The following is a 24721-nucleotide window of genomic DNA, read 5'->3' on the forward strand; positions in this document are numbered from 1 at the left end:
ATGACGCGGCTTTCGGTCTCCGGAAGCCGCATTTTTTCATGTTGGTCATGCCCTGAAGAGGGAGAGGGCGGCTTCGCCTTTTGTGCCGAATATCCGGCGCAAGAGGAGAGTTTCCATGACCATGACCGTTCTTCCTTCAGCCCGTCCCGCCAGCGGGTTTCGTATTGATCCTTCCCGTGGCCGGGTTGACCACCGTGTGGCGTCCGAGTGGTATTCCCGGCCCGATGACGAGCGTTATCTCTCACTCGCTGATCTGCACGCGGCGACCCTGAGCCGTGCGGAACGGGCGACAGCGCGCACGGTGGAGAGCCGCGCCATCCGCGTGGACGCGTCACGCGACAACGCCGAGCGGCTGACCCTGTCTGTCCCCGGCCAGAGTGCGCCGGTTGCGCCGACCCATTGGTCTTTCGGGCAACTGTGCAGCCTTGTTAGCGCGCCGTCGTCTTACCTGCGTAATCTTCCGGCTCCGCTAGCCGCGATCAACTTACAGCATGGGTTGCTGTCCCATCGGGCGGAACTGGTCAAGACGCTGGAGACCGGCGACGGCCGTGTCGAATTGCGGGCCGTGACCGGGCCGGATTACGGCCGGATCTGGGACCACGAGCTTGTGGGTGCGGTGCGAAAAATTGCCGGTAATGGAACAGGGGATACGAACTGGAAAGTACCGGGTGTCATTGACTGGGCGACCATGACCCATAATCCGCATGTGGACATCACGAAGGAAACCACAACCCTGTATGCCTCGGACAGGGACGTTTTCCTGTTTCTCGTCGATGATACGCATCCGATCGAGGCGGGACGGCTGCCAAATGGCGATCCTGATCTTTTCTTCAGGGGGTTTTACGCATGGAATTCCGAAGTCGGTAGCAAAAGCCTCGGTATTGCCTCTTTCTACTTGCGCGGTGTGTGCCAGAACCGGTTGATCTGGGGGCAGGAAAATCTGCAGCAGATCACGATCCGGCACAGCAAGTTTGCGGCCTCCCGCTTTGTCCAACAGGCTGCACCTGCGCTGCGGAATTTCGCAAACGCCAGCACAGCATCGTTCGTTTCCGGAATTCAGGAATCACGCAAGCAGATCGTAGCCCGTGACGAGGACGACCGCGAGCGTTTTCTGCGCCGACAGGGCTTCTCGAAACCCGAGACGGCGAAAATCATCGAGACGGTCCTGCATGAGGAAGGCCGGCCACCGGAAAGCGTGTTCGATTTCGTGCAGGGTATTACGGCCTTTGCCCGCACAAAGAGCAATCAGGACACGCGGCTCGATCTGGAAGGCAAGGCCCGCAAGCTCATGGAGCGGGTCTGATCTTCCAGCTGCATTTTTCATCGTTGCCTTTGCGAAAGCCCGGATTTGTTCCGGGCTTTTTCTGTATGGAGGGTCCGAAAATGGCCGATTATTTTACGCATTTCTCCTGCCTTCTCGACGTAAGAACACATGAAAACGCGCTCAAAGCGCTGGAACTCTATCGGAACGAGACGGAGGATGAAGATGGTTTTTGTCTCTCTGACGGGTTCTCCCTTCTGCTGTCTAGGGAAGGCTCTTCTGAATTGTGGATCCATGATGAGTCTGGCGGCGACCCGGAATGCGTCATCGCATTCGTGCTGAAATGCGCGGAAGCGTTTTCACTCTCCGGTTTGTGGGGAATGGAGTATGCAAATACCTGTTCGCGTCCCCGTCTCGACGCTTTCGGGGGTGGCGCGCATCTCATTGATCTTGGGGCGGGTAAATCCGTCGGCTGGACCAGCACCAACGAGTGGCTGGCCGGTGCTCTCGAAGGAGATGATCCTGATGCCTGAGATCCTCTCCGTCACCGTTTATCAGATCGATGAACTGTCCGCTGCCGCTCGCGAAAAAGCCCGTTGCTGGTATCGGGATACTCTGGACGCTTTTCCCTGGTGGGATGCTGTCTATGAGGACTTTCTGCGCATATGCGCCGTAATCGGGGTGGACGTTGCGACGGTATCACGGCGTTCGACAGGCCCGTCCAGCGTATGCGATCCCTGCATCTATTTCCGGGGGTTTTCCAGTCAGGGGGACGGCGCCTCGTTCGAGGGTGTCTACAAATATGCGCCGCGTGCGTCCCATAAAATCCGTCAGTACGCGCCGCAGGACGAGGCGCTTCATGCCATTGCAGACCAGCTAACTGCGCTCCAGAGGTGGAATTTCTACCAGCTGACCGCGCGGATTACCCAACGCGGCCTCTATTACCATGAATATACGATGCGGATCGACGTCAGTCGCGACAGCCCGTCGGATCAGGATATGACGGCTGACGCGGAGGAAGGGGTTACCGAGGCCCTGCGCGATCTGGCACGCTGGCTGTATCGTTCTCTTGAACGCGAATGGGACTATCAAACCACCGATGGGGTGATTGATGACGCCATCCGCGCCAATCGATATACGTTTACCGTAGGAGGAGACCGGTTTTCATGATTGGCAAAGATGCAAGCTAGATACGTGGAGACAATAAATGCGCGAGACTGGAGAGCATGTGCCAAAAATGTATCCCGGATATTTTAGCCGAAAAATATCCCACCCCCCACACAGTAAGAGCGGCACGTAACAAAATAATAAAAGCGCATAGCAGAGGAGGAAATCCCTCCATAGATTTTGATGTAGTAAGTAAGCACAAGAATAAATAGAACTGAGATCCTAGGTATTTTATAAATCCAGAGAATGAGGAATATGTGTTGGACCACGCATTAAAATTAATGCCTCGGGCAAATATTTCTTGGCGTCGTATACGTCCTTTTTCCCACTGATTTTCTGTCGTTAATAGAAACTCGCGCGCGATAGCTGAAAGCGCATGGGCGAAGAAAAACATGTCCATGCCCATGATGATCATATTACCTGATATGGAAGACCATTCCTGCGGCTGCGCAATATGAGGCAAGCAAAGGTAGAGCGCGATCGTGGTCAGGCCGCTCGTCAAGATGCCCCTGAAGAAGGGGCGGATAAATTCAGGCCCCCCTCTGACGAGACCGTACCAGGTTCCGGCTGCAGCTACGGAGGCGACATAGACCCAGATCGGAAACTGGCCGCAATCCGGATGTTTGTCAGTCCACAGGAATGCCATAAGTGTAAGGACGGCGGGTGCGGTGACAGTTTCATCAACGGTTTCAGACCGCTTGCCAATGCGGAGCAGCCAACGGACGATCCTGCCGGTTTTTCCTTTGGAAAAGTGATAATCTTTATCGTCGTTGTCTTTATTTCGGTCGTTTTCTATTTGGTTCGACATCGTTCTTTTCATCTACATGATTTTCGGTTTCTTTAATGGCGGCATAGAGACTCTGTACTGACGCCATTGCCGTGTCGTAGGTGAAATGTTCGCCGTAAACCATGGATGCCTGAAACCGATCGAAGGAATCACGACATTCTGAATTCGTCATAAGATAGGCTAACGCCTGTTCGGTGCCTGCCTCCGGGTCTGCGGCATACGCAGGGAACCACCTCTTAAACTGCTCTGCGTCACTGACCATGATCTGTCTGGCAAGTGTCGAGACGCGAGGCAGATCGAGATGGGGTAGGATGCAATGCAGGTCGTAGACGTGCCGGATCAGGAAGCGGTCATAAGCGTCTGTTTTCCGTCCTTCCAGATAACCTGCTGTCCGACGGGTCAGGGCCACGAATTTCTCTGCAGCGGTCTCGTCCACGGAAATGCAGGTGATCTGCTGTATCTCTGGTTCGCAATTCGTCGCCTCGCTGACGAACGACCGGACCGATCTTTCGACGGTCGGGAGAGCGGCGGGGGCATATGTCAGTTCGACGAGAAGGTGCGGGCGCAGTTCGACGTCTTCGCCCGTGCTGTCCGCATAGCTCAGCTCGGCGCAGATATAGTGGTTTTCATTTTTCGCGGAAATGACCGGATCGGGAAACCCGAGGTCTGCGGTGATTTTTCTGATGGTCTCCTTCAGGGCGCCCAGAATTTTCCGGGCCGCATTCTTACTCGACGGCAGCGGTGTAATCGCGATCTTCAGATCCACGTCTTCCGACATTCTGGCGACCAGCCGATGAGCACGAGCAAGGCACGTGCCGCCAGCAAAAACCAGACTTATCCCTTGAGGGAGGTCCGTATGCTGAAGTGCTGCCAGCACCTCGACAACGCGGTAGTCCTTTTCCACGAGAGATGCTGATGACAGGTCAAGCGCATCGGCAACCTCAGCGAGCAGATCAGGCGTAAGGCTTTTCAAACCGCGCCTCGAGGTTTCGGTAGCGCAGTTTCCGGTTGAACCGGCTCTGGACTTCGAAGACCGGATTGGCCTGAACCTGTGTCGTGCGTCCGTTATTGTACTGTTGGACCGCATCGGACTCCCGCCAGTTGACCTTCAGTTTGCTGAGAGTCTGACGTACGGCTCCATCAAAGCCGCCGCGGACGGCAAGCATCGGGCGACCAGTCAGGCCGTTCGTTTTCACGCGGGCGTAGACCCCGTAGCCCAGACGCGCGATCTCGCCTTCGACAATGAGCTGTCGAAGGGCTCTTTTGACACTGTCATATTCGCCAAGGTCGGCGAAGTCACGCGGCACGAAGACGTCGCTGCGTGCGCGGCGAATGCGTGTCTTCAGCCGATCTTTCAGTGTTCTGGTGCGACGTGGCTGGGTCATGATGACCTCAATGGACCTCCCTGATGCTCCTGCACAGTAACAGAAACAGGACATTCCGATCCACAAAAATAGGACATCCTGCTGTTTGTCAGGACCATCGGAGAGGGCGCGTTTTCAGTCGTTCAACGCGTCTTTCAGGGCCTTGGCGGGCGTAAACGTCAGCTTGCGGGAGGCAGCGATCTGGATCTTGTCACCGGTCGCCGGATTGCGTCCTTCCCGGGCCGGCACGTCCTTGACCTTGAATTTGCCGAAGTCGGGCAGGGAGATCTCCTCGCCTTTTTTGGCTGCGGCGGTCATCGCCTCCACGAGCGCATCGAGCACCTTGCGGGTGTCGGTCTTGCTGGCGTCGGTTGTCTCGGCGATCTGATCGACCAGTTCGGAAATTTTCATGTGCAATGCCTTCTGTAGGAATGGTTCAGGCGTAAGCCTCGCAAAACCGTTACGAAGAGATTGTGGCGGCTTCAAGCCCCGCGTGCCCCGGATGTGCGGCAGCGGAGAGGGAAAGGGTGGTTCTGAACCGGGTGGTTCCGGTGCGGGAGAGGGAGGCGTGCCGGGACCGTCCGTCTTTTTTCCCCGGAGACTTCCGTCATGGATTGGCCTGTAACCCCTATCGGTGAGACGAGCGGTCACGCCGCCGCACGACTGCTTCTCGCCCATCTCGAACGCGGTGAGAAACTGGACGCCAGCCGGTTGCGCCAGGCGATGGAGAGCGCCTTCAAGGCCCCTGATGCGACAGGCGCGTGGGACTGGAAAATGGCTTATGACGCTGCCGAAGCCGCGTCCGTCCTGTTCCTGCGCCGCTATGGACCGGCCCTGATGGCCCGCGCCTCGGGCGATGCGGATCTCCTCACCAGCATTGCACGGCTTGCGTCCCTTATGCCCTCGCAGACGCGTCGGTCGGACGACAGCCAGACCTGGCAGCAGTTCTCAACGCCTCTGCCACTGGCGTTCTGCCTGATGCGGGCGGCGGGTCTCGCGCGCGGCGAGCACGTACTCGAACCGTCCGCCGGGACCGGTCTTCTGGCCATCTTCGCCGAACTGGCCGGTGCCTCGTTGACCCTCAATGAATTGGCGCCGGGCCGTGCTGACCTGCTGGCAGCGCTCTTTCCGGCAGCCCGCCTGTTCCGGCATGACGCCGCACAGATCCACGACTATCTGCCGCAGACCATCCAGCCGGATGTGGTCATTATGAATCCGCCCTTCTCGGCGACGGTGCATGTGGCCGGTCGCGCACCTGACACGACCTTCCGGCACATCGCCTCAGCACTGGACCGGTTGCGGCCCGGTGGTCGGTTGGTCGCCCTGACCAGTCTGTCCTTCTGCCCTGATAACCCGCGCTGGACCGATGGTTTCTCCACTCTTCAGGCCAAAGCCCGTCTGGTGTTTTCGGCGGGTGTCGCGGGGCAACTCTATCGGCAGCATGGCACGAGCGTTGAAACGCGGCTTCTGGTGTTCGATCGCACACCTGCTTCCGAGCCATCGCACTTCGTTGCGGCCCACGGCACGGCCCCGGATGTTTCGACCCTGCTGGGCTGGATCGCCGGTGATCTGCCGTCCCGTCAGCCGCAGACCCGCCAATCGTCGCCAGTGTCACGCTCTGCTGCTCTTTCCTTGTCCCGCACTGTGCGCGGCTATCTCGGGCGCAAGGCCGCCGCGGGTCACAGGACGGTCTCTGAGATGCAGGGCGCACTTTTGTCGTATGACATCCTGCCGCCGGATAAGCATGAAACTGCGGCGACACGTCTATCTGATACTCTTTATGAGGATTATCGTCTCCAGACCATCGCAATTCCCGGCGCCCGGTCGCATCCCACTAAACTGGTCCAGTCGGCCGCCATGGCCTCGGTGCGCCCGCCCGGGCCTTCCCACAAGCCAACCCTCCCTGACGCCGTCATCCATGACGGCCTGCTCTCCGACGCTCAACTGGAATCCGTCATCTATGCTGGCCAGGCCCATGATCGCTTTCTGGCAGGTCGGTGGAAAGCCGATCAGACATGGGACATCCTCACCCGTGTCGGTGAGGACGATCCCGATGGTGTCCGGTTCCGCCGCGGCTGGTTCCTTGGCGATGGCACCGGCACCGGAAAGGGCCGCCAGGTCGCGGGTATCATTCTCGACAACTGGCTTAACGGCCGCAGGCGCGCGGTCTGGGTGTCGAAGTCGGACAAACTCCTCGAAGACGCGCAGCGCGACTGGTCGGCATTGAGAATGGAACGGCTGCTGGTCACACCCCAGTCGCGTTTTTCGCAGGGCATCGCTATCCGTCTGACCGAGGGCATCCTGTTCACCACCTATGCCACGCTCCGGACCGAAGAGCGCGGCGCGAAAGCCTCCCGCGTCCAGCAGATCGTCGAGTGGCTCGGGGCTGATTTCGACGGGGTCATCATCTTCGATGAAGCGCATTCCATGCAGAACGCCGCTGGCAGCAAGGGAGAGCGGGGCGATCAGGAAGCCTCCTTGCAGGGGCGTGCCGGACTGCGCCTGCAACATGCCCTGCCGGATGCGCGGGTGGTCTATGTCTCCGCCACGGGTGCGACCTCGGTCCATAATCTGGCCTATGCCCAGCGTCTGGGCCTCTGGGGCGGGGAGGATTTCCCCTTCGTCACACGGGCCGATTTCATTGCCGCCATCGAGGCCGGCGGTGTGGCGGCCATGGAGGTCCTGGCGCGCGACCTCAAGGCCATGGGACTCTATACCGCCCGGTCGCTCTCCTATGATGGCGTCGAATATGAACTGGTCGAGCATCAGCTTACGCCAGAACAGATCCGCATCTATGACGCCTTCGCCCAGGCGTTTATGGTCATCCACAACAATCTCGACGCCGCCATGCAGGCGGCCAACATCACCGGAACGGACGGCACGCTGAACCGGCAGGCCAAGGCTGCCGCCCGCTCGGCCTTCGAGAGCACGAAACAGCGGTTTTTCAACCATCTGATCACGGCCATGAAAACCGTGACCCTGATCCGCGCAATCGAGCGCGATCTGGACGAGGGCCATGCGGCCGTCATCCAGCTTGTCTCCACGGGGGAGGCCCTGACCGAACGGCGGCTGGCCGAGATCTCGCCGGAAGACTGGAATGACCTGCGGATCGATGTGACGCCGCGCGAATACGTTCTTGGGTATCTGGAACATTCTTTCCCGGTCCAGCTTTATGAACCCTATAGCGACGGGTCGGATCATGTGTATTCACGGCCGGTCTTTCACGACGGCAGGCCTGTCCTGAGCCGTGAGGCCGTGGCCCGGCGGGATGCGATGATCGAACAGCTTGCAGCGCTCCCGGCACTGCCTGGCGCGCTCGATCAGATCATCCAGCATTTTGGCACCGATGCCGTTGCCGAGGTGACCGGCCGCTCGCGGCGCGTGGTGCGCAAGGGGGATCGGCTTGCCGTGGAAAGCCGACCCGCCGCCGCCAGCCTGATCGAGACGCAGGCGTTTATGGATGATGCCAAGCGCATTCTGGTCTTCTCGGATGCCGGAGGTACCGGCCGGTCCTATCACGCCGAGCTTTCCGCTGCGAACCGCCGTTTGCGGGTGCATTACCTGCTGGAACCCGGCTGGAAGGCGGACGCCGCCATTCAGGGGCTGGGTCGCACCAACCGGACCAATCAGGCGCAGCCGCCTCTGTTCCGGCCGATTGCCACGGACGTGAAGGCGGAAAAACGCTTTCTCTCCACCATCGCCCGCCGGCTGGACACGCTGGGCGCCATGACCCGGGGCCAGCGTCAGACGGGCGGGCAGGGGCTGTTCCGCCCGGAAGACAACCTCGAAAGTCCTTATGCGCGCGATGCGCTGCGGCAGTTCTACCGTCTTCTCGCCCGGGAGAAGGTCGAAGGCTGCACACTGGCGCAATTCGAGGATGCGACGGGTCTGTCTCTGGTCGATGATACGGGCCTGAAAGACAAGCTTCCACCGATTTCCACGTTCCTCAACCGGATGCTCGCCCTGCCGGTGGCGTTGCAGAACCTGCTGTTCGCGACATTCGAGGATCTGCTGGCTGGACGTGTCGAGGCGGCGGTGGCGGCTGGTGTTTATGATGCGGGGCTGGAAACCCTGCGTGCGGACAGTTTCACCATTCTCGCGCGCCAGACCATCCACACCCATGCCGAAACCGGTGCGGACACGGAATTGCTGACCATCCGGGAACGTCGGCGCTCGGAACCCGTTACGCTCTCGCAAGCACTGGCTCTGGGACGGGAGCGGGAGTCCGGTCTTGTGCGCAATACCCAGTCGGGGCGGGTCGCGGTGCGTGTTCCGGCACCCGGCCTGGTGACCGAAGACGGGGAATTCGAATGGCGCGTCCGCCTGGTCAGGTCCATGGACACGCAGATCCTCTCGCGTGACGCCTTCGCGGCGAGCCACTGGAAGGCTGTGGATGAGGCCACTTTCGCGGCTTTGTGGGAGGCGGATCTGCGTACGGTCGATGAATTCGTCGAGACCGAGTTCCATATGGTGACGGGGCTGCTGTTGCCGGTCTGGAAACGTCTGCCGACAGATCATGCACGGGTCTATCGGCTGCAGACCGGTGACGGCGAACGCGTGCTCGGCCGGCGCGTACCTGTGGCATGGGCCACCAGTGCCGGAGTGACCGGCAGTCTGTCGCTATCCGGGCAGGACGCACGCAGGGCTATGCTGGACGATGGAACGGTCCTGCATCTGGCCGAACGCATGCAGGTGCGGCGGGTGCGGGTGATGGGACGGGCGCGGATCGAACTGACCGGCTTTACCGAAGGGATGCGGGAACGTTTGCGGGCTTATGGCCTGTTTTCGGAAATCATCTCGTGGACATTGCGGTTTTTCGTGCCGGTCGATGAGGCGGGCGATAAGGTTCTGGAACGGCTCTTCGAAACCTGGCCGATTGAGCGCGTGACGGAAAGGGAGGCGGCATGATGGCGGAGCATGATGCACGGGACCTGTCACGCCGTCTGGCGGAGAACGCCGAGGCGGTGTGCCGTCATTACCTCTCGGCCGGGCGACGGCATGGCAATTACTGGCTGGTCGGCGATGTTCGTAACACCCCCGGCCGCTCGCTTTATGTCCGCCTGCATGGCCCTTCGGAAGGGCGCGGGGCCGCCGGGCGCTGGACGGATGCCAGCACCGGTGCGTTCGGCGATCTGCTCGACCTGATCCGTGATTGCCTCGGTCTGATCGAATTCCGCGACGTTGCTGACGAGGCGCGCAGCTTTCTGGCGCTGCCTCAGCCTGAACCTGACCGGGCGGCGGATCGCCCGCGAACGTCCCCGTCGCACCGGCCCGGGACGGGAGGCAGCAGCACGGACGCCGCACGCCGCCTGTGGGATGCCAGCCGGCCCCTGTCCGGTGTCGCGGCTGTCTATCTGCGGGGACGCGATCTGACGCGCTGTTCCCCTTTGGCTGCCCTGCGTTTTCACCCCGACTGCTACTATCGCGCTGATGCCGACAGTCCGCCCGAGACCTGGCCCGCGATGATCGCCGCCGTCACCGATCTCGGAGGTCGCGTCACCGGCGTTCATCGCACCTGGCTGGCGTGCGATGGACGCGGCAAGGCGCCTGTCGCCATACCCCGTCGGGCGATGGGCGATCTGCTCGGCCATGCCGTGCGTTTTGGCGCAGCCTCTGACGCTCTGGCGGCAGGCGAGGGGATCGAAACGGTGCTGTCGCTCCGCGAGGTCATGCCCGATCTGCCACTGGCCGCCTGCCTGTCCTCGGCGCATCTCGCCGCCATGGCGTTTCCGCCTGCCCTGCGCCGCCTCTACGTGCTGCGCGATGACGACCCGGCCGGCGACCATGCGGTGACGACCCTGCTCGCCCGGACGCAGGAGGCCGGGATCGAGTGCCTTGTGCTGTCACCGCGTCTGGCGGATTTCAACGATGATCTGCGCTATCTCGGGCGCGGGGCGATGCGGGCGATCCTGCATCCCCAGCTTGCCCCGCAGGACGTGGCGCGGTTCCTGCAACCCGTCGCGCACTGAGGCGGGCCGGGAAGGGGGTGTGGGGGCATCGTTTTTCCTTGTCGTGCGGGGCTGTCCTGCCTTGCTTCCGGGTGGGGCACGCCCGCGGGCCTTTTAAGAGGGGGAGCGGGCGTCAGCCAGGCCGGGCCTGCAATGGCGGAGCCGGCTATTTTCCGCCGCGCGGGACTGCGTCCGCGCTTTGCATCGCGAAACAAAATAGCCGTCTCCCTGCCATCCTTCACTGCGTTCCGGCCGCGCGTTGCGCGGTTCCGGCCCGGCCTTCGTCTGCCGCTATCCGCCCCCGGAAAGGCCGCGAGTGGCGCGGCCAGAACCGGAGGACAGACCCATGACCCGCACACAGGACGATTTCGAACCCGCCCACGCCACCTCTTCAACCGCCCATGTGCTGGCGGAACTCCAGCTTTACGGCCACCGTCCCTTCGAGGATGAGCCGGACCCGCGGCCATTGCCCGAAGCACCCCGCATCGGTGGCGCGGTCGCCGACATCTTCGATGCCCTGTCAGCCACGCTGACCGACACAAGGCTGGAACCCGATCTCGAACCGCTGCTCTGGTCCACGGTCAACGTCTTTCACCGCATGGTCGGGCAGGTCGAACGGGATCTCGATCGCAACGAGGCAGCGCAGAAGCGCAGCCAGCAGGAACAGGATGGCAGCGAGATCCGCTCGGTGGAACTGGAACGTCTCATCGCCGAGGGCCTGACCCTGCTGGAGCGACGCAACGCCTACGAGATCTTCCGCGCCCTCGCCTGCGACCAGTTCGAACGCCTGACCATGTCGCCCTGGCGACCGCGCTCCGGTTCGCTGGTCAGCCGCAGCACCCTGACGGCATCCATGATCGACAGCCGCGATTTCCTCAACGCCCGCCGCAAGGCCGAAACCGAACTGCTCGTGCCTCCCGGACCCAAGGTCGCGGTCACTGGCGGGCTCGATTACGAGGACCATCACCTGATCTGGAACCGGCTGGACAAGGTGCGGGAGAAGCATCCCGACATGGTGCTGCTGCACGGCGGTTCACCGAAGGGGGCGGAATTCATCGCCTCCCGGTGGGCCGATCATCGGCAGGTGGCGCAGATCGCCTTCAAACCGGACTGGAACCGGCACGGCAAGGCCGCCCCGTTCCGGCGTAACGACGCTCTGCTGAAAGTCCTGCCAATCGGGGTCATGGTATTCCCCGGATCGGGCATTCAGGACAATCTGGCCGACAAGGCCAAACAGATGGGTATCCCGGTCTGGCGGTTCCGCAAGGACAGTGGCGCGTGAGCGCCATCGTTCTCCAAGAAGGGTATATCAACATCCGTGGTGAGAAGAGTTTATTCTTTCGATATGCTTTTATAAATGCAGGAGATGCTCTGAACGCCGCTATAGGCACCGTCGATATGAAATGGTTTCCCCTCTTCGCAAAGAAGACGCCGATAATAGTCGCCATCTCCCGATACTCGACCCGTGCCTATTTCGGGAACTGGCTGAATTTTTTTGATTTCAATCCGATGTCCGGAATAGCAGGTATGTGCCTTGAATTCTTTGTCCAGATCCTCCGCGCTCCTGTTCTTTCCGATCTCGTTTACAGCATCGACAGAACAGGACGATACGCTCTGAGCACTCGCCGCAGATATATTGGCCAGCATAAATCCAGAAAAAATGGGAAGAACGAAAAGACCGGCCTTCATGATAACGAGTTCCTCTTTTCTATACGAAAGCATTGAGTCGATCGCACAATGTAGAAATGCAAAATAGAGATATATCAACATATGACTTCGATAAAGTGCGCCTTCGCAACCTGTTTCCACACTGAAGGAGATTAAGCCGGACTGCCCCACCCCTCACGCCGGACTGGAGGAGGGAAGAACTTTTCCCCGTTCCGGCTGCGGGGACGATGGATGAGGGAGGCGGTGGTCCCCTTCCGCGTCGGTGAACAGGTCGAAACTGCAGTGGCGAAGCAGGGATCGTCCAGCGGACAACTGGCTGCCCAGCCTTCGTTGAAACGACGGGTCCATAGAATGCGGCTCGAACCGTTTGTAGCAGGGACGCGGCAGATAGGGGCGGGTGTCTCTAGCCGCGATCCGCGCCAACAGCAGGTAAGACGGTCGCACCGGGCGAGCGCGATATCCTCCTATGTCGCACGTTCCCCACCTGTCGGACCGGTCATGCCGGCATCGTCTCTCCATGGGGCTGGCGGGTCCGCACACCATGGCCTCTGTCGGATGGCTGATCTAGCCGAAGACCGGCTGCGCCTCGATCGGCTGGCCGCAACGGCGTTCCAGAACTTTCTTCCCCTGACGGCTGCGCCGTCATTCCTCGCGAGACAAGAAAGTTCCGGCCCTGCCGTCCTCCGCTGCGCTTCGGCCCTGAAGGGTGCTCTGCCGCTCGCCTCCGGCTGGTCGATCGCCATCGAGGCCACGGTGGTCGCGGCCCGATAACAGCATGGAGATACGACAATGGCTAACATCGGTTCCTTCAAGAAGGTGGGCGAAGGCTTCGAAGGCGAGATCGTCACCCTGGCCCTGCAGGCCCGCAACGTCCGCCTGGTGGCGGAAACCAACCGGGCCAACGACAACGCCCCCAACTACCGCGTCTACCTTGGACGGGTTGAACTCGGCGCCGCATGGACCCGCCGCTCCAACGAAGGCCGCACCTATCTGAGCCTGAAGCTGGACGATCCCTCCTTCGCCGCCCCGATCTTCGCCAACCTGTTCACCGACGAGGAAGGGGAAGGCTACACCCTCATCTGGACCCGGCCCCGCAGCCGGAACGGGGAGTAAGCTCCCCACCACCAACCCCGCCCGGTCTTCCCGGGCGGGGCCTTCCGGCACTTCTTTTCCCACGTGCTCTTCCGGGCGCGGGCGGCAGCGCTGGTCGCCCGACGTGAGACGCAAGAGGAACACGAGGCTTTCCCTCAGCCTTCCCATTGTACCATGCGCGAGGGCAAACCGCGTCAAGGACGCGTGGTCCCCCCAATTTTGCCCGACGCACCCCTGCGGGCGCGCCGAACAAAATCGGCTCCCCCACGCGCCGGCGAGCCGGTCGCCTGCGGCGATCCCTGACCCGGTCCACCCCGGCATGAGCCGGCGGCCTGTCTTCAAGAAACGAAAGGAGCAGGACGATGACCACGCACCACGGCCACATCCAGATGCTGCGCGCCGAACTGACCAGCTTTCACCTGAGCCGTCGCGAGCGCCAGCAGATCGAGCGCGAACTGGAGCATGCCATGGCGCAGATCGCAGCGACGCACCGGCGCTCGGACGAATGAGCCGGGCGGAACGGCAGTCCCATGCATGTAGGCGGGGAACACTTCTGGTAAGCCTGTTTGAGCAAAACATCCCCGCCAGATCATATCGGGTACGTCTTTTTTTCTGGAATAACTACAGAACAGTACGTATTATAATGTCCCGTACTGTTTGCCGGAGGTGGAGATGATTGTCATCGGGCTCATCTCGTGGGTCTTGGGGATCGCACTGCTCTGTTGGGTCTTCTTTAGCCTTGTATCCATTGTCGTGCCCACAATGGCGGGACTGATCGTCTTCTTCTGGACATATCGCATGGGTGCCGGATTGGCGGCCGTTCTTCCTGCCATTATTGCTGGTAGTCTCGTACTATGGCTATTTCGGGTAGCGCTGACGACGGCCCGGCGTCCCGAAATCAGACTTGCCGTCGTGCTTGCCTTCTGTTTTCCGGCCTCTGTTGCGGGATACTTCGCCACAACTGGATTGGCCGAGATCGGCATTTCTTCTCCGCTCATGCGGATCATCCTCGGAGTGTTGGGTGCCGCTGTCGTCGGGGCGGCCTCTTTTGCGCGGCTTGCCCCTGACGCTGATCTTGTGACCGGAACATTCCCTTCTCGACGCAATTAGCGCGTCCCTGGCGCTGTTCGGGCGCAACGGACGTTTGCCGACACGAACCGATCAGATGCTGCTTGTGATTGATCTTTGGATGACGCGTCCACGTGATGACAGGAGATTGACCGACGATGGAGACACGACCCGATTGGTATAGTCCCGGATTTCTGGACAGGGCGTTCACGCTCGACCTCCCTGATTTTGCGCAGGAGTTCCTCTCCCTGAATCAGGATTATGTGCGTGGATACCATGCATTTACCGGACTCTCCGACTCAGACGAGACGGTCCGCCAGCGCAATCTCGATGCTTTTGCACGTCAGTGGGGCCTCCGATTTCCCTGTTGACCCGTCCATCCCTGCGTGGGCTGCCCCTGCGCTTTGGGCGGCGGAGGCTCTCTCTGCCATCATCGCGCTGGTCCGCGCCCCTGAAATCTACACAGCCGCCACATTTACACCCCTGATCCTGACACCACACATTCATGCCGCAACCGCCGATGACGGCCTTCACGTCATCATGGGAGATCGGGCCGGACCGCTGCGGTTATGGATCGCCGATGACTGCCACGGCAGACCCGCTGTCGTGATTCCTCTTGATGAATCCTGTTGGGTACGTCTTCATCATTTGCGTCGCTTCATCGAGCATCTGTATGGCAGGAGGAGCGGTCCGTTGCCCAACGTCTTTCGCCCCACACGCTATAGAATCAGGCGTCTTGCCCACGCCTTGCAGGCGCTCACCGCCAAACGTTCCGGCGCCACGGCGCGTGACATCGCGGCCCTGACGGACCCCGAAGTGAAGTCTCTGAGCGGCTCTCTGTGGAAAGACGTTCACCAGCGTGCCCGCGTCGAACGCCTGCTGACGCTTGGGGAGCAACTTGCCGCCGGCGAATACCTCGCCTTGCTGCAATATGGTCGTCGTGCATTTCCGCAGACGACATCGCACACTCCCTGCTGAAAACAACCGTCTTCTCCATAAGGTGTTCTGATTCGCCTCGCCAGTAAACGCGACGCGGCGCCCACTGAACATAGTCTGTCTGCCGTGCTGATGGGGTGGACGATTCCTTGGGAGCCCCCTGTTTTCGTCCACCACCCCCGGCCTTTTTTTTCGCCAGTCTCCGCCCCGGTACGCGGCGTTACGCCACGTCCTGTTTCAGTGGAGAATAGTCATGGTCAGGAAAAGGCCCCAACCGAGACCGGCCCGGCATCTGCGGACCCCACAGGCTGCTGAATGGCTCGGTATTTCACCAAGAACACTTGAACGATACCGCACAATTGGCGGTGGTCCTGTCTTCTACAAGCTCGGTAACCGCGTCACCTATACAACTGGAGATCTGAAAACATGGGTCGAAAACGGCCTTTCAAAGTCTATTTTCTCTAAAAATTACATCCTCATGCGCGCGGGTGTCGCACGGCGCGGAAAGGGGCGATCATGACCCCCTGCATGCCCCGTCTCTTCATGTCCAACGCGTTCTTTGCGCTGGGGAAGGGACGCCGTCACGCCCCGCTGCGCTTCAGGCAGGGCAGTCAGAACATCCTCGTTTCGTCTCCGATGGCGCTTGCGACCATATGGGACGCTGACATCCTGATCTGGGCAACATCGACGATGATCGCGGCGCAGCGTTGCGGCGCCCCGATCCCGACAGTCCTTCAGGCCACACGGTATGAGATCCTCGGCTTTCCGGGGCGCTGCGTTTCGGGTGGGTATTACGAGCGTCTGCCAGACGGGCTCGAACGCCTCAGCCGGACCAATGTCGTCATGAGCGCGTCAGAATGGACTGATGAGCAGACCGGCGCGCCGTGGATCGAAGACTGGCGGATCTCCGCCGGCTTCGTCCAGATCCGTCTCGCCGGCTGGGTGCGCGAAGCGGTTCTCACGCCAAGGGCCGTGCTCGCGCTTGACCCGGCGTATTTTACCCTCACCAGCGGTCTCGAACGACTGCTCTACCTGATCGCACGCCGCCATGCCGGGCGGCAACGTGACGGCTGGGTTTTTGAGGTCGCCCATCTGCACCGCAAGACAGGAATTACCCAGACGCTCACAGCGTTCGTGGCGATCCTCCGGCGCATAGCCCGCAGCAACCCGCTTCCCGGTTATCGCATCGAACTATCCGATCTGAACTGGCCGGAACGGGTGCGCCTGAGGCCCGCTCCCGATGCGTCTGTGGATAAGTCTGTTGATATCCCTGTCGATAATTTTGTGCGGACACGCCTATCGACCAGTGAATCCACGCCTATCGCGTGCGAAAACCATCGATAAGGGACTGCAAAACAATGACAAATCGTCTCTCTCTAAAGAGTCTAAATAGACTCTCTTTGTACATGTGTACCGCGCGCGACCCTATGCATGGCCCATGGCGTGCGATCTTCTTCGTGCCGCAGGGCTGCGACATACGCCGAACCAATATCGGGAACGGTCCGTTTTTCCCGTCTCCTGTTCCACCTCGTCAGAGCCGTGGCCGCCAATTGAGCGGACGACGCGGGCAGGGCGCTGCGGAGACATCGCCATGACGCTGCTCTGCGGCGACTGCCGCGACCTCATGCCGGCGCAGGGACCGTATGACCTGATCCTTGCCGACCCGCCCTACGGCGAGACCTCCCTGTCGTGGGATCGGCGGGTCGAGGGCTGGCTGCCGCTGGCAGCACAAGCCCTGACGCCGTCCGGTTCGCTGTGGGTGTTCGGTTCCCTGCGCAGCTTCATGGCGACCGAGACGGACTTCCGGGTCGCCCGGCTGCGGCACGCGCAGGAAATCGTCTGGGAGAAGCAGAACGGCAGCGTGTTTCACGCTGACCGCTTCCGGCGTGTTCACGAACTGATCGTGCAGTTCTATCCCGCGACCGCCCGATGGCAGGACATCTACAACGAAGTGGCTACCACGGACGACGCCCGGGCGCGGACGGTGCGCCGTAAGCACCGGCCGCCGCACACCGGCGCCATCGCGGCATGCACCTATCGCAGCCTCGACGGCGGCCCGCGTCTCGCCCGCTCCGTGCAGCGTTTCCGCAACGTTCATGGTCGTGCCATCCACCCCACCGAAAAGCCGGTGCCGCTGCTCGACCTGCTGGTGCGCGTGAGCTGCCCGCCTGACGGCCTCGTCGGCGACTGGTTCGCCGGGTCCGGCGCGGCCGGCGTCGCCTGCCGGCTGGCCGGCCGCCGCTATGTCGGTTGCGAAATCGACCCGGACATGGCGCGGCGCGCCCGCGATCGCCTTGCCACCATCCTTCCCTTTCCCGTCGGAGAACCGTCATGAACGATCTTCGCGCTCCTACCGGTGCGCAGCTCGATCTGGTCTGGATCGAGACCCGCATCGAACACTGGCTGCGTTTCGGCATCCCCGAGACCAGCGTCAGAATTGATCGCCACAGGCGCCGCGTGAGTTTCGCAGCAGGCGATGTGTTTGCCCTGATGCGCTGGCTTGCCAGCGACACGGGCGCCGTCACGGTGTCCATCGACATTGTGCGAGCCATGCCGCCGGGCGAGCCATGCGCCGTTCTGCCATGGATCACGGGCGCTGCCGACAGGCTGCTGCGTCAGACCGGCGACGGGCCGGTTCGCGCGGTGCTCGATGCTATCACTCGCATCGAACGGCAGCCGTTTGACCCGCGCACTGTCTGCCCGGACTACTGGCGCGATCTCGACGCGCGACTGCGGGCCGGGCTGCCGCCCCCTCTTTACTGCCGCGCCCGCCATGAGGCGTGGCTATGGCGGAGAACCGCGTCATGACCCGGCGCGGCTGGTTGTTCACCACCTATTTCGCAGCACTCACGACACTGGCGACGATCGGTATCTCGCCCACGCCACACTGGATGTGGAACGCCACCGCCAGCGTGCCGGTCGGGCTGTATCGGGTCACGCCGACGGCCGCTCTGCGCGTCGGCGACATCGTGGCGCTGCATCTGCCCGAGCGCGACGCGACGCTGCTGGCGACGCGCGGCTATCTGCCCTTCGGCGTGCCGCTGCTCAAGCCGGTTGCAGCACTCGCCGGTCAGACCGTCTGTCGTGTCGGCCTGCGTGTCACCATCGACGGGAAGACGGTCGGAGAGGCCAAAGCCGTTGACCATCGGGGGCGTCCGCTACCCGGGTGGCGAGGGTGCCGTCATCTCGCGCCGGGGCAGGTCTTCGTCATGAACTCGGCGGTCCCGGCCAGTCTCGACGGACGCTATTTCGGTGTCCTGTCGGCCGACACCGTGATCGGTCGTGCCACCCCTGTCTACCTGCGCACGGGCGAGGCAGAGCCACCGCCTCCGCAGTTCGCAGCGCTTCCGGATCTGCCGGACCCGCGACCACGGTTCCCCACGATGCTGGTGCGTCCAGCGGTTCAGCGGCCGCCCGAGCCGCCGCTCGAGTGACGTCGTGACGTCGCCAGACCTTTTCACAATCCCTGACACGAAAGCTCTCAACCCATGACCCACATCGGTGTCTTCACGCGCACGGCGAGCGGCTTCGCCGGCCGCCTGCGCACACTCTCCCTCGACGCGGAACTGACCTTCGCGCGAGCCGAGAACACGGACGCGGAGAACGCGCCCGACTATCGCATCCATCTCGGTGACAACGCCGAGGCGCCCGAGATAGGGGCAGGCTGGACCCGCACCGGGGAACGCGCCGGCGAATACGTCGTGGTGCTGTTGGACGATCCGTCGCTCGCCCAGCCGATCCGCGCCACCCTGTTTCAGGCCGGTCGCGGCGGTCGTGTCTGGAACCTCGTCTGGACGCGCGCCGCCAAGCGTCAGGGAGGCCGGGAATGACGCGCGTCCGTCTCCGGCTCGGCTATGCCGACCCGCCCTACGTGAACTGCGCCCACCTCTATCGCGGACAGCCGGACTACGCGGGCGAGGTCGATCACGCGGCACTCGTGCGGCACCTCGACGCGACCTATGACGGCTGGGTGCTGCATGCCGCCGCGACACCGGCGTCGATCGCCACGCTGGCGCCGCTCGTCATGGACACCGGCGCGCGCTGGATGGTGTGGGTCAAGGGCTTCGCCGCCTTCAAGCGCAATGTTCCGGTCGCCTATGCGTGGGAGCCGGTCATCATCAAGGCGGCGCGGCGTCCTGTCGTCAGCCGTCGCCTGGTGATGCGGGACTGGATTCAGGAGAGCATCACCCTGCGTCGCGGACTGACCGGCGCCAAACCCGACGCCGTGTGTCACTGGGCGTTCGAGTTGCTGGGCGCCCATCCGGATGACGCGCTGGACGATCTCTACCCCGGCACCGGAGCGGTGACCCGGGCATGGGAGTCGTGGCGACGGAACTTCGTCCTGCCACAACTCTCCCTCTCGCCGCCGAAACGTCACCCGGATGATTCACCGCTGGACATGCTCATGCCGGAGGATTTGTGATGTCGAGAACGGTTTACTGTCGATGGGGCGCCCTGACGGTCGCCCGGTTCGGGCTCGCGCTGGCGCTCTCGCCGGTTCCGGGGCATGCACAGGATTTCGACGCGCTGGTGCGGGAGGCGGCCCGTCAGGCTGCTATCCCGCCGTCATGGATCCGCGGCGTGCTGCGCATCGAGAGCGGCGGCGATCGGCATGCCATATCGTCGGCGGGCGCTATGGGGCTGATGCAGATCATGCCCGGCACGTGGCGTGACCTGCGCCATACCCTCAATCTCGGCGCCGATCCGTTCGACCCGCACGACAACATCGTCGCCGGCGCCGCCTATCTGCGCTGGCTGCACGACCGCTACGGGGACGCCGGGTTTCTGGCCGCCTATAACGCCGGTCCCGGACGCTATGACGAGCATCTGGCGACCGGTCGACCGCTGCCCGACGAGACGCGGGCTTACGTGACTGCGGTCGCACGGCGGATGGGGGACAACGCTGTTTCGACATTTCTTCGTCAACTGCCGGAGGCTTCGCCAGTCTCGCACATTCCCAGTGAGAAGCTGTTCGTCGGTCCTGTGCGGGCTTCAACGAGTGGGACGATGACGACCGGTGTGAGCCTTGTCCCACCAGCTTCACCATCGGATCTCTTCGTTTCGGTCGGCTGGAGGGATGGACCATGACGGCATGGTGCATGCTGGCTCCTGCCTCGTTGCTACGTCCGGGTTTGGATGGGCACAGAAGGACGCTGGGGGAGGGGGTTGCGTATAGGCAGGATAAAAGCCGCGATGTGCGTCTCGGTTGGGGGTGGTTTTGTGGCGAATTTCTGCGGATTTCTGGCCCCCTCTGCGAGGTGCGGGCCGCTCTGAAGCCTGCTTCTCCCCGTTTCTGGCGGTTTCCGGCCATTTTGCGCACCTCGCGGGGATTTCCATGACAAAAGACGACGATTTCCGGGTTCGACCGGGTCGCATCCGCTCGCCCGGCACCCAGCGGGCACGGCCCTTCATTGCCCAGGCGCTGGCGGCCACTCAGCGGGCGGGGGGCATGGGACGAGGGAGGCAGGGCGGTGGTGGTCGCTCGACCTTCGGGCGCGGCCGTGTGGCGAGCGCGCATGCCAACCGTTTCCTCACCAGTCGCTCACGCGGGGTGGTGATCAAGGCGCGCGTTGTGAAGCATGGACCGCGCGCAGCACCACTGACTCCGCATCTCCGGTATCTGCGGCGCGAGGGTGTGACACAGGATGGCGAGAAGGCGAAGCTGTTCGGCCCCGAGCAGGACGAGGTCGATCCCAAAGCTTTCGCCGAGCGGTGCGCCGATGATCGTCATCATTTCCGCTTCATCGTTTCCCCGGATGATGCCGTGGAGATGCAGGATCTGAAGCGCTTCACGCGCGACCTGATGACGCAGGCTGAGCACGATCTTGGCACGAAGCTCGACTGGGTGGCCGTCGATCACTGGAACACTGAGCATCCCCACATTCATGTCATCGTGCGGGGCAAGGCCCAAGACGGCGAGGACCTGGTGATCGCGCGCGATTACATCCGGGAAGGCATGCGGGGTCGTGCGCAGGAACTCGTGACCCGCGAACTCGGTCTGCGCAACGATGTGGAGATTCGGCGCGCCGTTGAGCGCCAGGTCGAGGCCGACCGCTGGACGCAACTCGATCGGCAGCTTCAGCGCGATGCGGGTGAACATGGACTCATTGATATGCGCCCCTCACCGGATCGGCGGCCCGACACGTTCGAGGTGCTCAAGGTCGGCCGTCTCCGGCGCCTGGAAGGACTGGGGCTGGCGCGGCAGATCGAACTGGGCCGCTGGGCGCTGGAGGAGCACGCCGAGGCGACATTGCGTGAAATGGGGCAACGCAACGACATCATCAAACGGATTCATCGTGGCCTTGCCGAACAGGGTGTGGAACGACCGCAAGCGTCGTGGGTGCTGGCGAGCGACGAAGCGGAGCATCCTGTCCTCGGCAGACTGGTCGGGCGCGGGCTTGATGACGAGTTGAAGGGCACGGCCTTTGCGGTAGTAGACGGGATCGACGGACGAACCCATCATGTGCATCTTCCCAGCCTGGAAGCGACCACCGACGCACCGATGGGAGCGATCCTCGAACTGCGCCGGTTCGAGGACGCGAAAGGGCGAAGTCGGATCGCGCTGGCGGTGCGGTCGGACTTCACGCTGGAGCAGCAGGTAGAGGCGCAGGGGGCCACATGGCTGGACAGACAGGCCTTGGCCAACGAACCGCCAGAACTGGGTGGCGGCTTCGGGGCGGAGGTGCGGGACGCGATGCGTCGACGTGCGGATCATCTCGTGCGGGAAGGGCTCGCGCAGCGGGACGGGGAACGTGTCAGGTTCGAGCGGGGTTTGCTGTCCACGCTTCGAGAGCGCGAGCTGAGGGCTGCCGGGGAGAAACTCGCGCGGCAGGAAGGAAGGCCGTTCGATCCCGTTGCGCCGGGTGACAACGTGGCTGGTGTTTATCGTCAGCGCATCACTCTAGCGTCGGGACGATACGCGATGATCGACAACGGACTGGGGTTTCAGTTAGTTCCATGGACGCCAGCGATTGACAAGCAAATCGGAAAGGCGGTCTCCGGAACAACGCGGGGAAGTGGGGCAATCGCGTGGGAATTTTCAAAAAAGCGAATAATAGCGATCGGGATGTAAAGCCTGCGACATTAAGTCACTTGCGCATCTAAGCTGACCTTCTACCTCTAGAGCGTGGATGACAAAAATTTTCGTGGGACAAAAAAGAACATTGCTGACTTGCTTTTAAGCCATTCACCGGCTCATGCCGCCCGTTGACAACAGCGCAATTCATTCCATAAATTTCGCTTATTCCGCAGATGCTGAAATCTAGCTAGTTAATGCCTGCTGCTTCCCGCAGAATTACATGTACAAATATCACTAATCACCGACCTCGCCGTCCCGACGTGACGGTAATCTTATATTATTCCCCACAATTTCTTGCAGTCTCCGCATTAGAATCCAACCATGTTGTTCTAGCTTCTTCCTGTCTAACAGACGGCGAGACCCGTATAAACCTACAGCTGCGACAACTTCTCCGTGCTGCCATACGGGTGATGCGACCCCGTGGACATCTGCGACGGAGTATCCCAAATCCAACGCGTAACCCTTCGCCTCAGCTGAAGCCAAGCGTGCTTGCACAGCCGGTGTCGACAAAAGACCTCGTAGATCTGCATGACATCTCATAACCCGTATGTGAGCCAAAAATAATATGGCTGACGCAGAATGTATGCCTATACTTTCACTATAGAACGCAGTGTTACGCGGATCGTTATGGCCGTCGACAAAGGAATTCGCATAGCGCACTAAGTGTAGCTCCGGGAGGGCTATATATGTGTTAAAACCCGGTGTTCGAGAGTAATCCCGAGCTATACATGCGATGTCCTCTAGGAGATTAAGATCGTGAATGCCTAAAGAAGTAGGCTGGCCAAACTTGCCTGCAATTTTATAATTCCGTGTAACGCCATCTCGAATGACATATCCGCGAGTCACTAAGGTTTTTAGCAGATTATGACAAGTTGATACTTCGAGTTCCAGAGCGCCAGCAAGTTCACTGAGTTTGAAGCCCTGATCTTGGGTCGCGAGTGATTCAAGGATTGCGAGAGCTCGACTCACCGATTGGATAATCGCCATATCAAAACCTCAGCATTCAAGCGAGAGGTTACGTTTAATATATCCATACCGGTCCGTACGCAATAAAAATTGACATTCTTCCGTTCTTCAGAGTAGGGTGGGTTTGTGCCGTATTGGTCGGCACAGTTCTGTTCCTGGATGAGCACCTAGGTAATCAAGCAGAACGGAGAGACCAATGATCAACATAGCTTTCATTATCGGAACACGGCCTGAAATCGTAAAATGCGCACCGCTTTACGCGGCGCTGCAGGAAGACAAAAATTTCTGTCCTCGAATTATAGCGACGGGGCAGCATCGTGAGATGGCGGATGAGACGTTTGAGGCGTTCGGTATAATTCCCCAAATTAATCTCGGAATAATGCGAGCAGGACAGAGTCTCACCCAGGTTACTCAGAGAGCTCTCGAAGGTCTCGACGCGACTGTAGTACCTGGAGAACTTGACGCAGTTATAGTTCACGGTGACACAGCATCCACGCTTGCTGGCGCCATATACGCATTTCAAAATAGGATACCACTGATCCATGTCGAAGCTGGACTTCGCAGTCACCATGCAGGATCTCCATTTCCCGAGGAGGCTAATCGTAAATTAGTCGGGCAAATAGCTAATCTACATTTAGCTCCCACGGAGGGCGCCAGAGCAAACTTGCTAAGAGAGGGCATTCACAGCGATGCTATATTTGTGACAGGAAATACGGTAGTTGATGCACTACAGAATTTTATCAGTAATAATAGAACACCGCGCTCGGAACAAATCGAATTTATAGTATCGCGTCAAAAGCCAATAATAATAGCCTCCGCACACCGACGCGAGGGTTGGCATGACTTGGCAGAAGTCGCCAGCGCGCTACGGGAAATTGCAAGGCTAAACGACGTCAGTTTAGTTGTTCCTCTCCACAAAAACCCCATCGTTCGCGAGGCTTTTGTTCCGGCGCTTTCAGGATTAGAAAACGTGTTCCTCATTGAACCGCTTTCCTATCCAGAATACGTAGATCTTCTCAATAATTCTTCCCTTATTATCTCGGATAGTAGCGGCGCTGAAGAAGAGGGACCTACCCTTGGAATACGAACTCTGGTCCTGAGGACAGTAACCGAACGTCCTGAAGCCGTCTCAACGGGGGTAGCGAAATTAACTGGCCGTGATCTGAAAAGTATTTTGAACAATGCCACTGATGCGCTGGTAGAGATACACAATCAAGGAGATCGCGTTCATCTGGGACAGCCCTATGGGGACGGCAACGCCTCGGCACGGTGTGTTGCTGCGATTGCAAAATATTTTGGGAAACTGCCAGCGGACCATATCGCGTATCAATGGAGCATTATATAGAGCCCAACATTTAGCAATATCTCTCGACAAATATGAAGGGA

Annotated in this window: 28 protein-coding genes; 23 read left to right on the forward strand and 5 right to left on the reverse strand. The window is 60.8% G+C overall.

All coding sequences use genetic code 11. From position 1 onward, the window contains the following. The first annotated feature begins 115 nt into the window (after window positions 1-115). The 3 genes from HKD31_RS12140 (at window position 116) to HKD31_RS12150 (ending at window position 2431) form a co-directional block, all read left to right on the forward strand. Window positions 116-1303, forward strand: a complete 1188-nt coding sequence (locus tag HKD31_RS12140) for a DUF932 domain-containing protein (protein ID WP_035378694.1) — start codon at window positions 116-118, stop codon at window positions 1301-1303. An 80-nt stretch (window positions 1304-1383) separates the two neighbouring features. Next, window positions 1384-1794, forward strand: a complete 411-nt coding sequence (locus HKD31_RS12145; RefSeq protein WP_035378692.1) for a hypothetical protein — start codon at window positions 1384-1386, stop codon at window positions 1792-1794. Further along, a complete protein-coding gene (locus HKD31_RS12150) occupies window positions 1787-2431 on the forward strand; it encodes a hypothetical protein (RefSeq protein ID WP_035378691.1) in 645 nt (214 codons plus the stop codon). The genes HKD31_RS12145 and HKD31_RS12150 overlap by 8 nt, the downstream gene beginning before the upstream one ends. A 16-nt stretch (window positions 2432-2447) precedes the next feature. On the opposite strand, the gene HKD31_RS12155 is transcribed toward HKD31_RS12150, so the two are convergent. The 4 genes from HKD31_RS12155 to HKD31_RS12170 form a co-directional block, all read right to left on the reverse strand. Next, window positions 2448-3236 (reverse strand): hypothetical protein, encoded by a 789-nt coding sequence (locus HKD31_RS12155; protein ID WP_035378688.1) that lies wholly within the window; start codon window positions 3234-3236, stop codon window positions 2448-2450. Beyond that, window positions 3205-4188 carry a nucleotidyl transferase AbiEii/AbiGii toxin family protein gene (locus tag HKD31_RS12160; RefSeq protein WP_052051222.1) on the reverse strand — a complete coding sequence of 328 codons (984 nt, stop codon included), beginning with the start codon at window positions 4186-4188 and terminating at the stop codon, window positions 3205-3207. The genes HKD31_RS12155 and HKD31_RS12160 overlap by 32 nt, the downstream gene beginning before the upstream one ends. Beyond that, the gene (locus HKD31_RS12165; RefSeq protein WP_035378686.1) at window positions 4169-4600 is read right to left on the reverse strand and encodes a hypothetical protein; all 432 of its coding nucleotides are present in this window, start codon (window positions 4598-4600) and stop codon (window positions 4169-4171) included. The genes HKD31_RS12160 and HKD31_RS12165 overlap by 20 nt, the downstream gene beginning before the upstream one ends. Window positions 4601-4714: 114 nt before the next feature. Then, window positions 4715-4990, reverse strand: coding sequence for an HU family DNA-binding protein (locus HKD31_RS12170; RefSeq protein WP_035378684.1), 276 nt, complete (start codon window positions 4988-4990; stop codon window positions 4715-4717). Between the two features lie 198 nt (window positions 4991-5188). On the opposite strand from HKD31_RS12170, the gene HKD31_RS12175 reads away from it, so the two are divergent. The 19 genes from HKD31_RS12175 to HKD31_RS12260 all read left to right on the forward strand — a co-directional run bounded on the left by HKD31_RS12175 (window position 5189) and on the right by HKD31_RS12260 (window position 22363). Next, window positions 5189-9487: a bifunctional class I SAM-dependent methyltransferase/DEAD/DEAH box helicase gene (locus tag HKD31_RS12175; protein ID WP_194265282.1), complete on the forward strand. Its 4299-nt coding sequence runs from the start codon at window positions 5189-5191 to the stop codon at window positions 9485-9487. Beyond that, on the forward strand, window positions 9487-10548 hold the full coding sequence (locus HKD31_RS12180) for a DUF7146 domain-containing protein (protein ID WP_035378747.1): 1062 nt from the start codon (window positions 9487-9489) through the stop codon (window positions 10546-10548). Before HKD31_RS12175 ends, HKD31_RS12180 begins: the two co-directional genes overlap by 1 nt. A 325-nt stretch (window positions 10549-10873) precedes the next feature. Next, window positions 10874-11809 (forward strand): DUF2493 domain-containing protein, encoded by a 936-nt coding sequence (locus HKD31_RS12185; RefSeq protein WP_194265281.1) that lies wholly within the window; start codon window positions 10874-10876, stop codon window positions 11807-11809. Beyond that, entirely contained in the window at window positions 11806-12252 is a 447-nt protein-coding gene (locus HKD31_RS12190) for a hypothetical protein (protein WP_035378678.1), read from the forward strand. The genes HKD31_RS12185 and HKD31_RS12190 overlap by 4 nt, the downstream gene beginning before the upstream one ends. Window positions 12253-12750: 498 nt before the next feature. Further along, window positions 12751-12966, forward strand: a complete 216-nt coding sequence (locus HKD31_RS12195; RefSeq protein WP_003617598.1) for a hypothetical protein — start codon at window positions 12751-12753, stop codon at window positions 12964-12966. An 18-nt stretch (window positions 12967-12984) separates the two neighbouring features. Further along, entirely contained in the window at window positions 12985-13308 is a 324-nt protein-coding gene (locus HKD31_RS12200) for a DUF736 domain-containing protein (protein ID WP_035378674.1), read from the forward strand. A 341-nt stretch (window positions 13309-13649) separates the two neighbouring features. Then, window positions 13650-13796, forward strand: a complete 147-nt coding sequence (locus HKD31_RS12205; RefSeq protein WP_194265280.1) for a hypothetical protein — start codon at window positions 13650-13652, stop codon at window positions 13794-13796. Window positions 13797-13959: 163 nt separating this feature from the next. After that, window positions 13960-14397, forward strand: a complete 438-nt coding sequence (locus HKD31_RS12210; RefSeq protein WP_194265279.1) for a hypothetical protein — start codon at window positions 13960-13962, stop codon at window positions 14395-14397. A 116-nt stretch (window positions 14398-14513) separates the two neighbouring features. Next, window positions 14514-14726 carry a transcriptional regulator domain-containing protein gene (locus tag HKD31_RS16350; RefSeq protein ID WP_166443806.1) on the forward strand — a complete coding sequence of 71 codons (213 nt, stop codon included), beginning with the start codon at window positions 14514-14516 and terminating at the stop codon, window positions 14724-14726. Continuing rightward, the gene (locus tag HKD31_RS12215; protein WP_228120627.1) at window positions 14686-15333 is read left to right on the forward strand and encodes a DUF2285 domain-containing protein; all 648 of its coding nucleotides are present in this window, start codon (window positions 14686-14688) and stop codon (window positions 15331-15333) included. Before HKD31_RS16350 ends, HKD31_RS12215 begins: the two co-directional genes overlap by 41 nt. Before the next feature lie 211 nt (window positions 15334-15544). Beyond that, complete coding sequence (locus tag HKD31_RS12220) at window positions 15545-15811, forward strand: helix-turn-helix transcriptional regulator (protein ID WP_081938982.1); 267 nt, start codon at window positions 15545-15547, stop codon at window positions 15809-15811. After that, window positions 15808-16635: a replication initiator protein A gene (locus HKD31_RS12225; RefSeq protein ID WP_194265739.1), complete on the forward strand. Its 828-nt coding sequence runs from the start codon at window positions 15808-15810 to the stop codon at window positions 16633-16635. Before HKD31_RS12220 ends, HKD31_RS12225 begins: the two co-directional genes overlap by 4 nt. A gap of 247 nt (window positions 16636-16882) precedes the next feature. Then, window positions 16883-17626 carry a DNA-methyltransferase gene (locus HKD31_RS12230; RefSeq protein WP_194265277.1) on the forward strand — a complete coding sequence of 248 codons (744 nt, stop codon included), beginning with the start codon at window positions 16883-16885 and terminating at the stop codon, window positions 17624-17626. Further along, window positions 17623-18099 (forward strand): DUF2840 domain-containing protein, encoded by a 477-nt coding sequence (locus HKD31_RS12235; protein WP_194265276.1) that lies wholly within the window; start codon window positions 17623-17625, stop codon window positions 18097-18099. The genes HKD31_RS12230 and HKD31_RS12235 overlap by 4 nt, the downstream gene beginning before the upstream one ends. Further along, entirely contained in the window at window positions 18096-18725 is a 630-nt protein-coding gene (locus HKD31_RS12240; RefSeq protein WP_194265275.1) for a S26 family signal peptidase, read from the forward strand. Before HKD31_RS12235 ends, HKD31_RS12240 begins: the two co-directional genes overlap by 4 nt. Before the next feature lie 54 nt (window positions 18726-18779). Next, window positions 18780-19121, forward strand: a complete 342-nt coding sequence (locus HKD31_RS12245; protein WP_194265274.1) for a DUF736 domain-containing protein — start codon at window positions 18780-18782, stop codon at window positions 19119-19121. Beyond that, window positions 19118-19714: a hypothetical protein gene (locus HKD31_RS12250; protein ID WP_194265273.1), complete on the forward strand. Its 597-nt coding sequence runs from the start codon at window positions 19118-19120 to the stop codon at window positions 19712-19714. The genes HKD31_RS12245 and HKD31_RS12250 overlap by 4 nt, the downstream gene beginning before the upstream one ends. Then, a complete protein-coding gene (locus HKD31_RS12255; RefSeq protein ID WP_194265272.1) occupies window positions 19714-20379 on the forward strand; it encodes a lytic transglycosylase domain-containing protein in 666 nt (221 codons plus the stop codon). Before HKD31_RS12250 ends, HKD31_RS12255 begins: the two co-directional genes overlap by 1 nt. A gap of 247 nt (window positions 20380-20626) precedes the next feature. Further along, window positions 20627-22363 carry a relaxase/mobilization nuclease domain-containing protein gene (locus HKD31_RS12260; protein ID WP_194265298.1) on the forward strand — a complete coding sequence of 579 codons (1737 nt, stop codon included), beginning with the start codon at window positions 20627-20629 and terminating at the stop codon, window positions 22361-22363. A gap of 240 nt (window positions 22364-22603) precedes the next feature. On the opposite strand, the gene HKD31_RS16355 is transcribed toward HKD31_RS12260, so the two are convergent. Next, on the reverse strand, window positions 22604-23356 hold the full coding sequence (locus tag HKD31_RS16355; protein ID WP_086898729.1) for a helix-turn-helix domain-containing protein: 753 nt from the start codon (window positions 23354-23356) through the stop codon (window positions 22604-22606). A gap of 175 nt (window positions 23357-23531) precedes the next feature. Here HKD31_RS16355 and wecB point away from each other — a divergent pair, with 175 nt between their 5' ends. Beyond that, entirely contained in the window at window positions 23532-24680 is a 1149-nt protein-coding gene (gene wecB, locus HKD31_RS12270; RefSeq protein ID WP_089179464.1) for a non-hydrolyzing UDP-N-acetylglucosamine 2-epimerase, read from the forward strand. The last annotated feature ends 41 nt before the right edge of the window (window positions 24681-24721 follow it).

Origin of the sequence: Gluconobacter potus (assembly GCF_015244705.1) — a bacterium.
Taxonomy (GTDB): domain Bacteria; phylum Pseudomonadota; class Alphaproteobacteria; order Acetobacterales; family Acetobacteraceae; genus Gluconobacter; species Gluconobacter potus.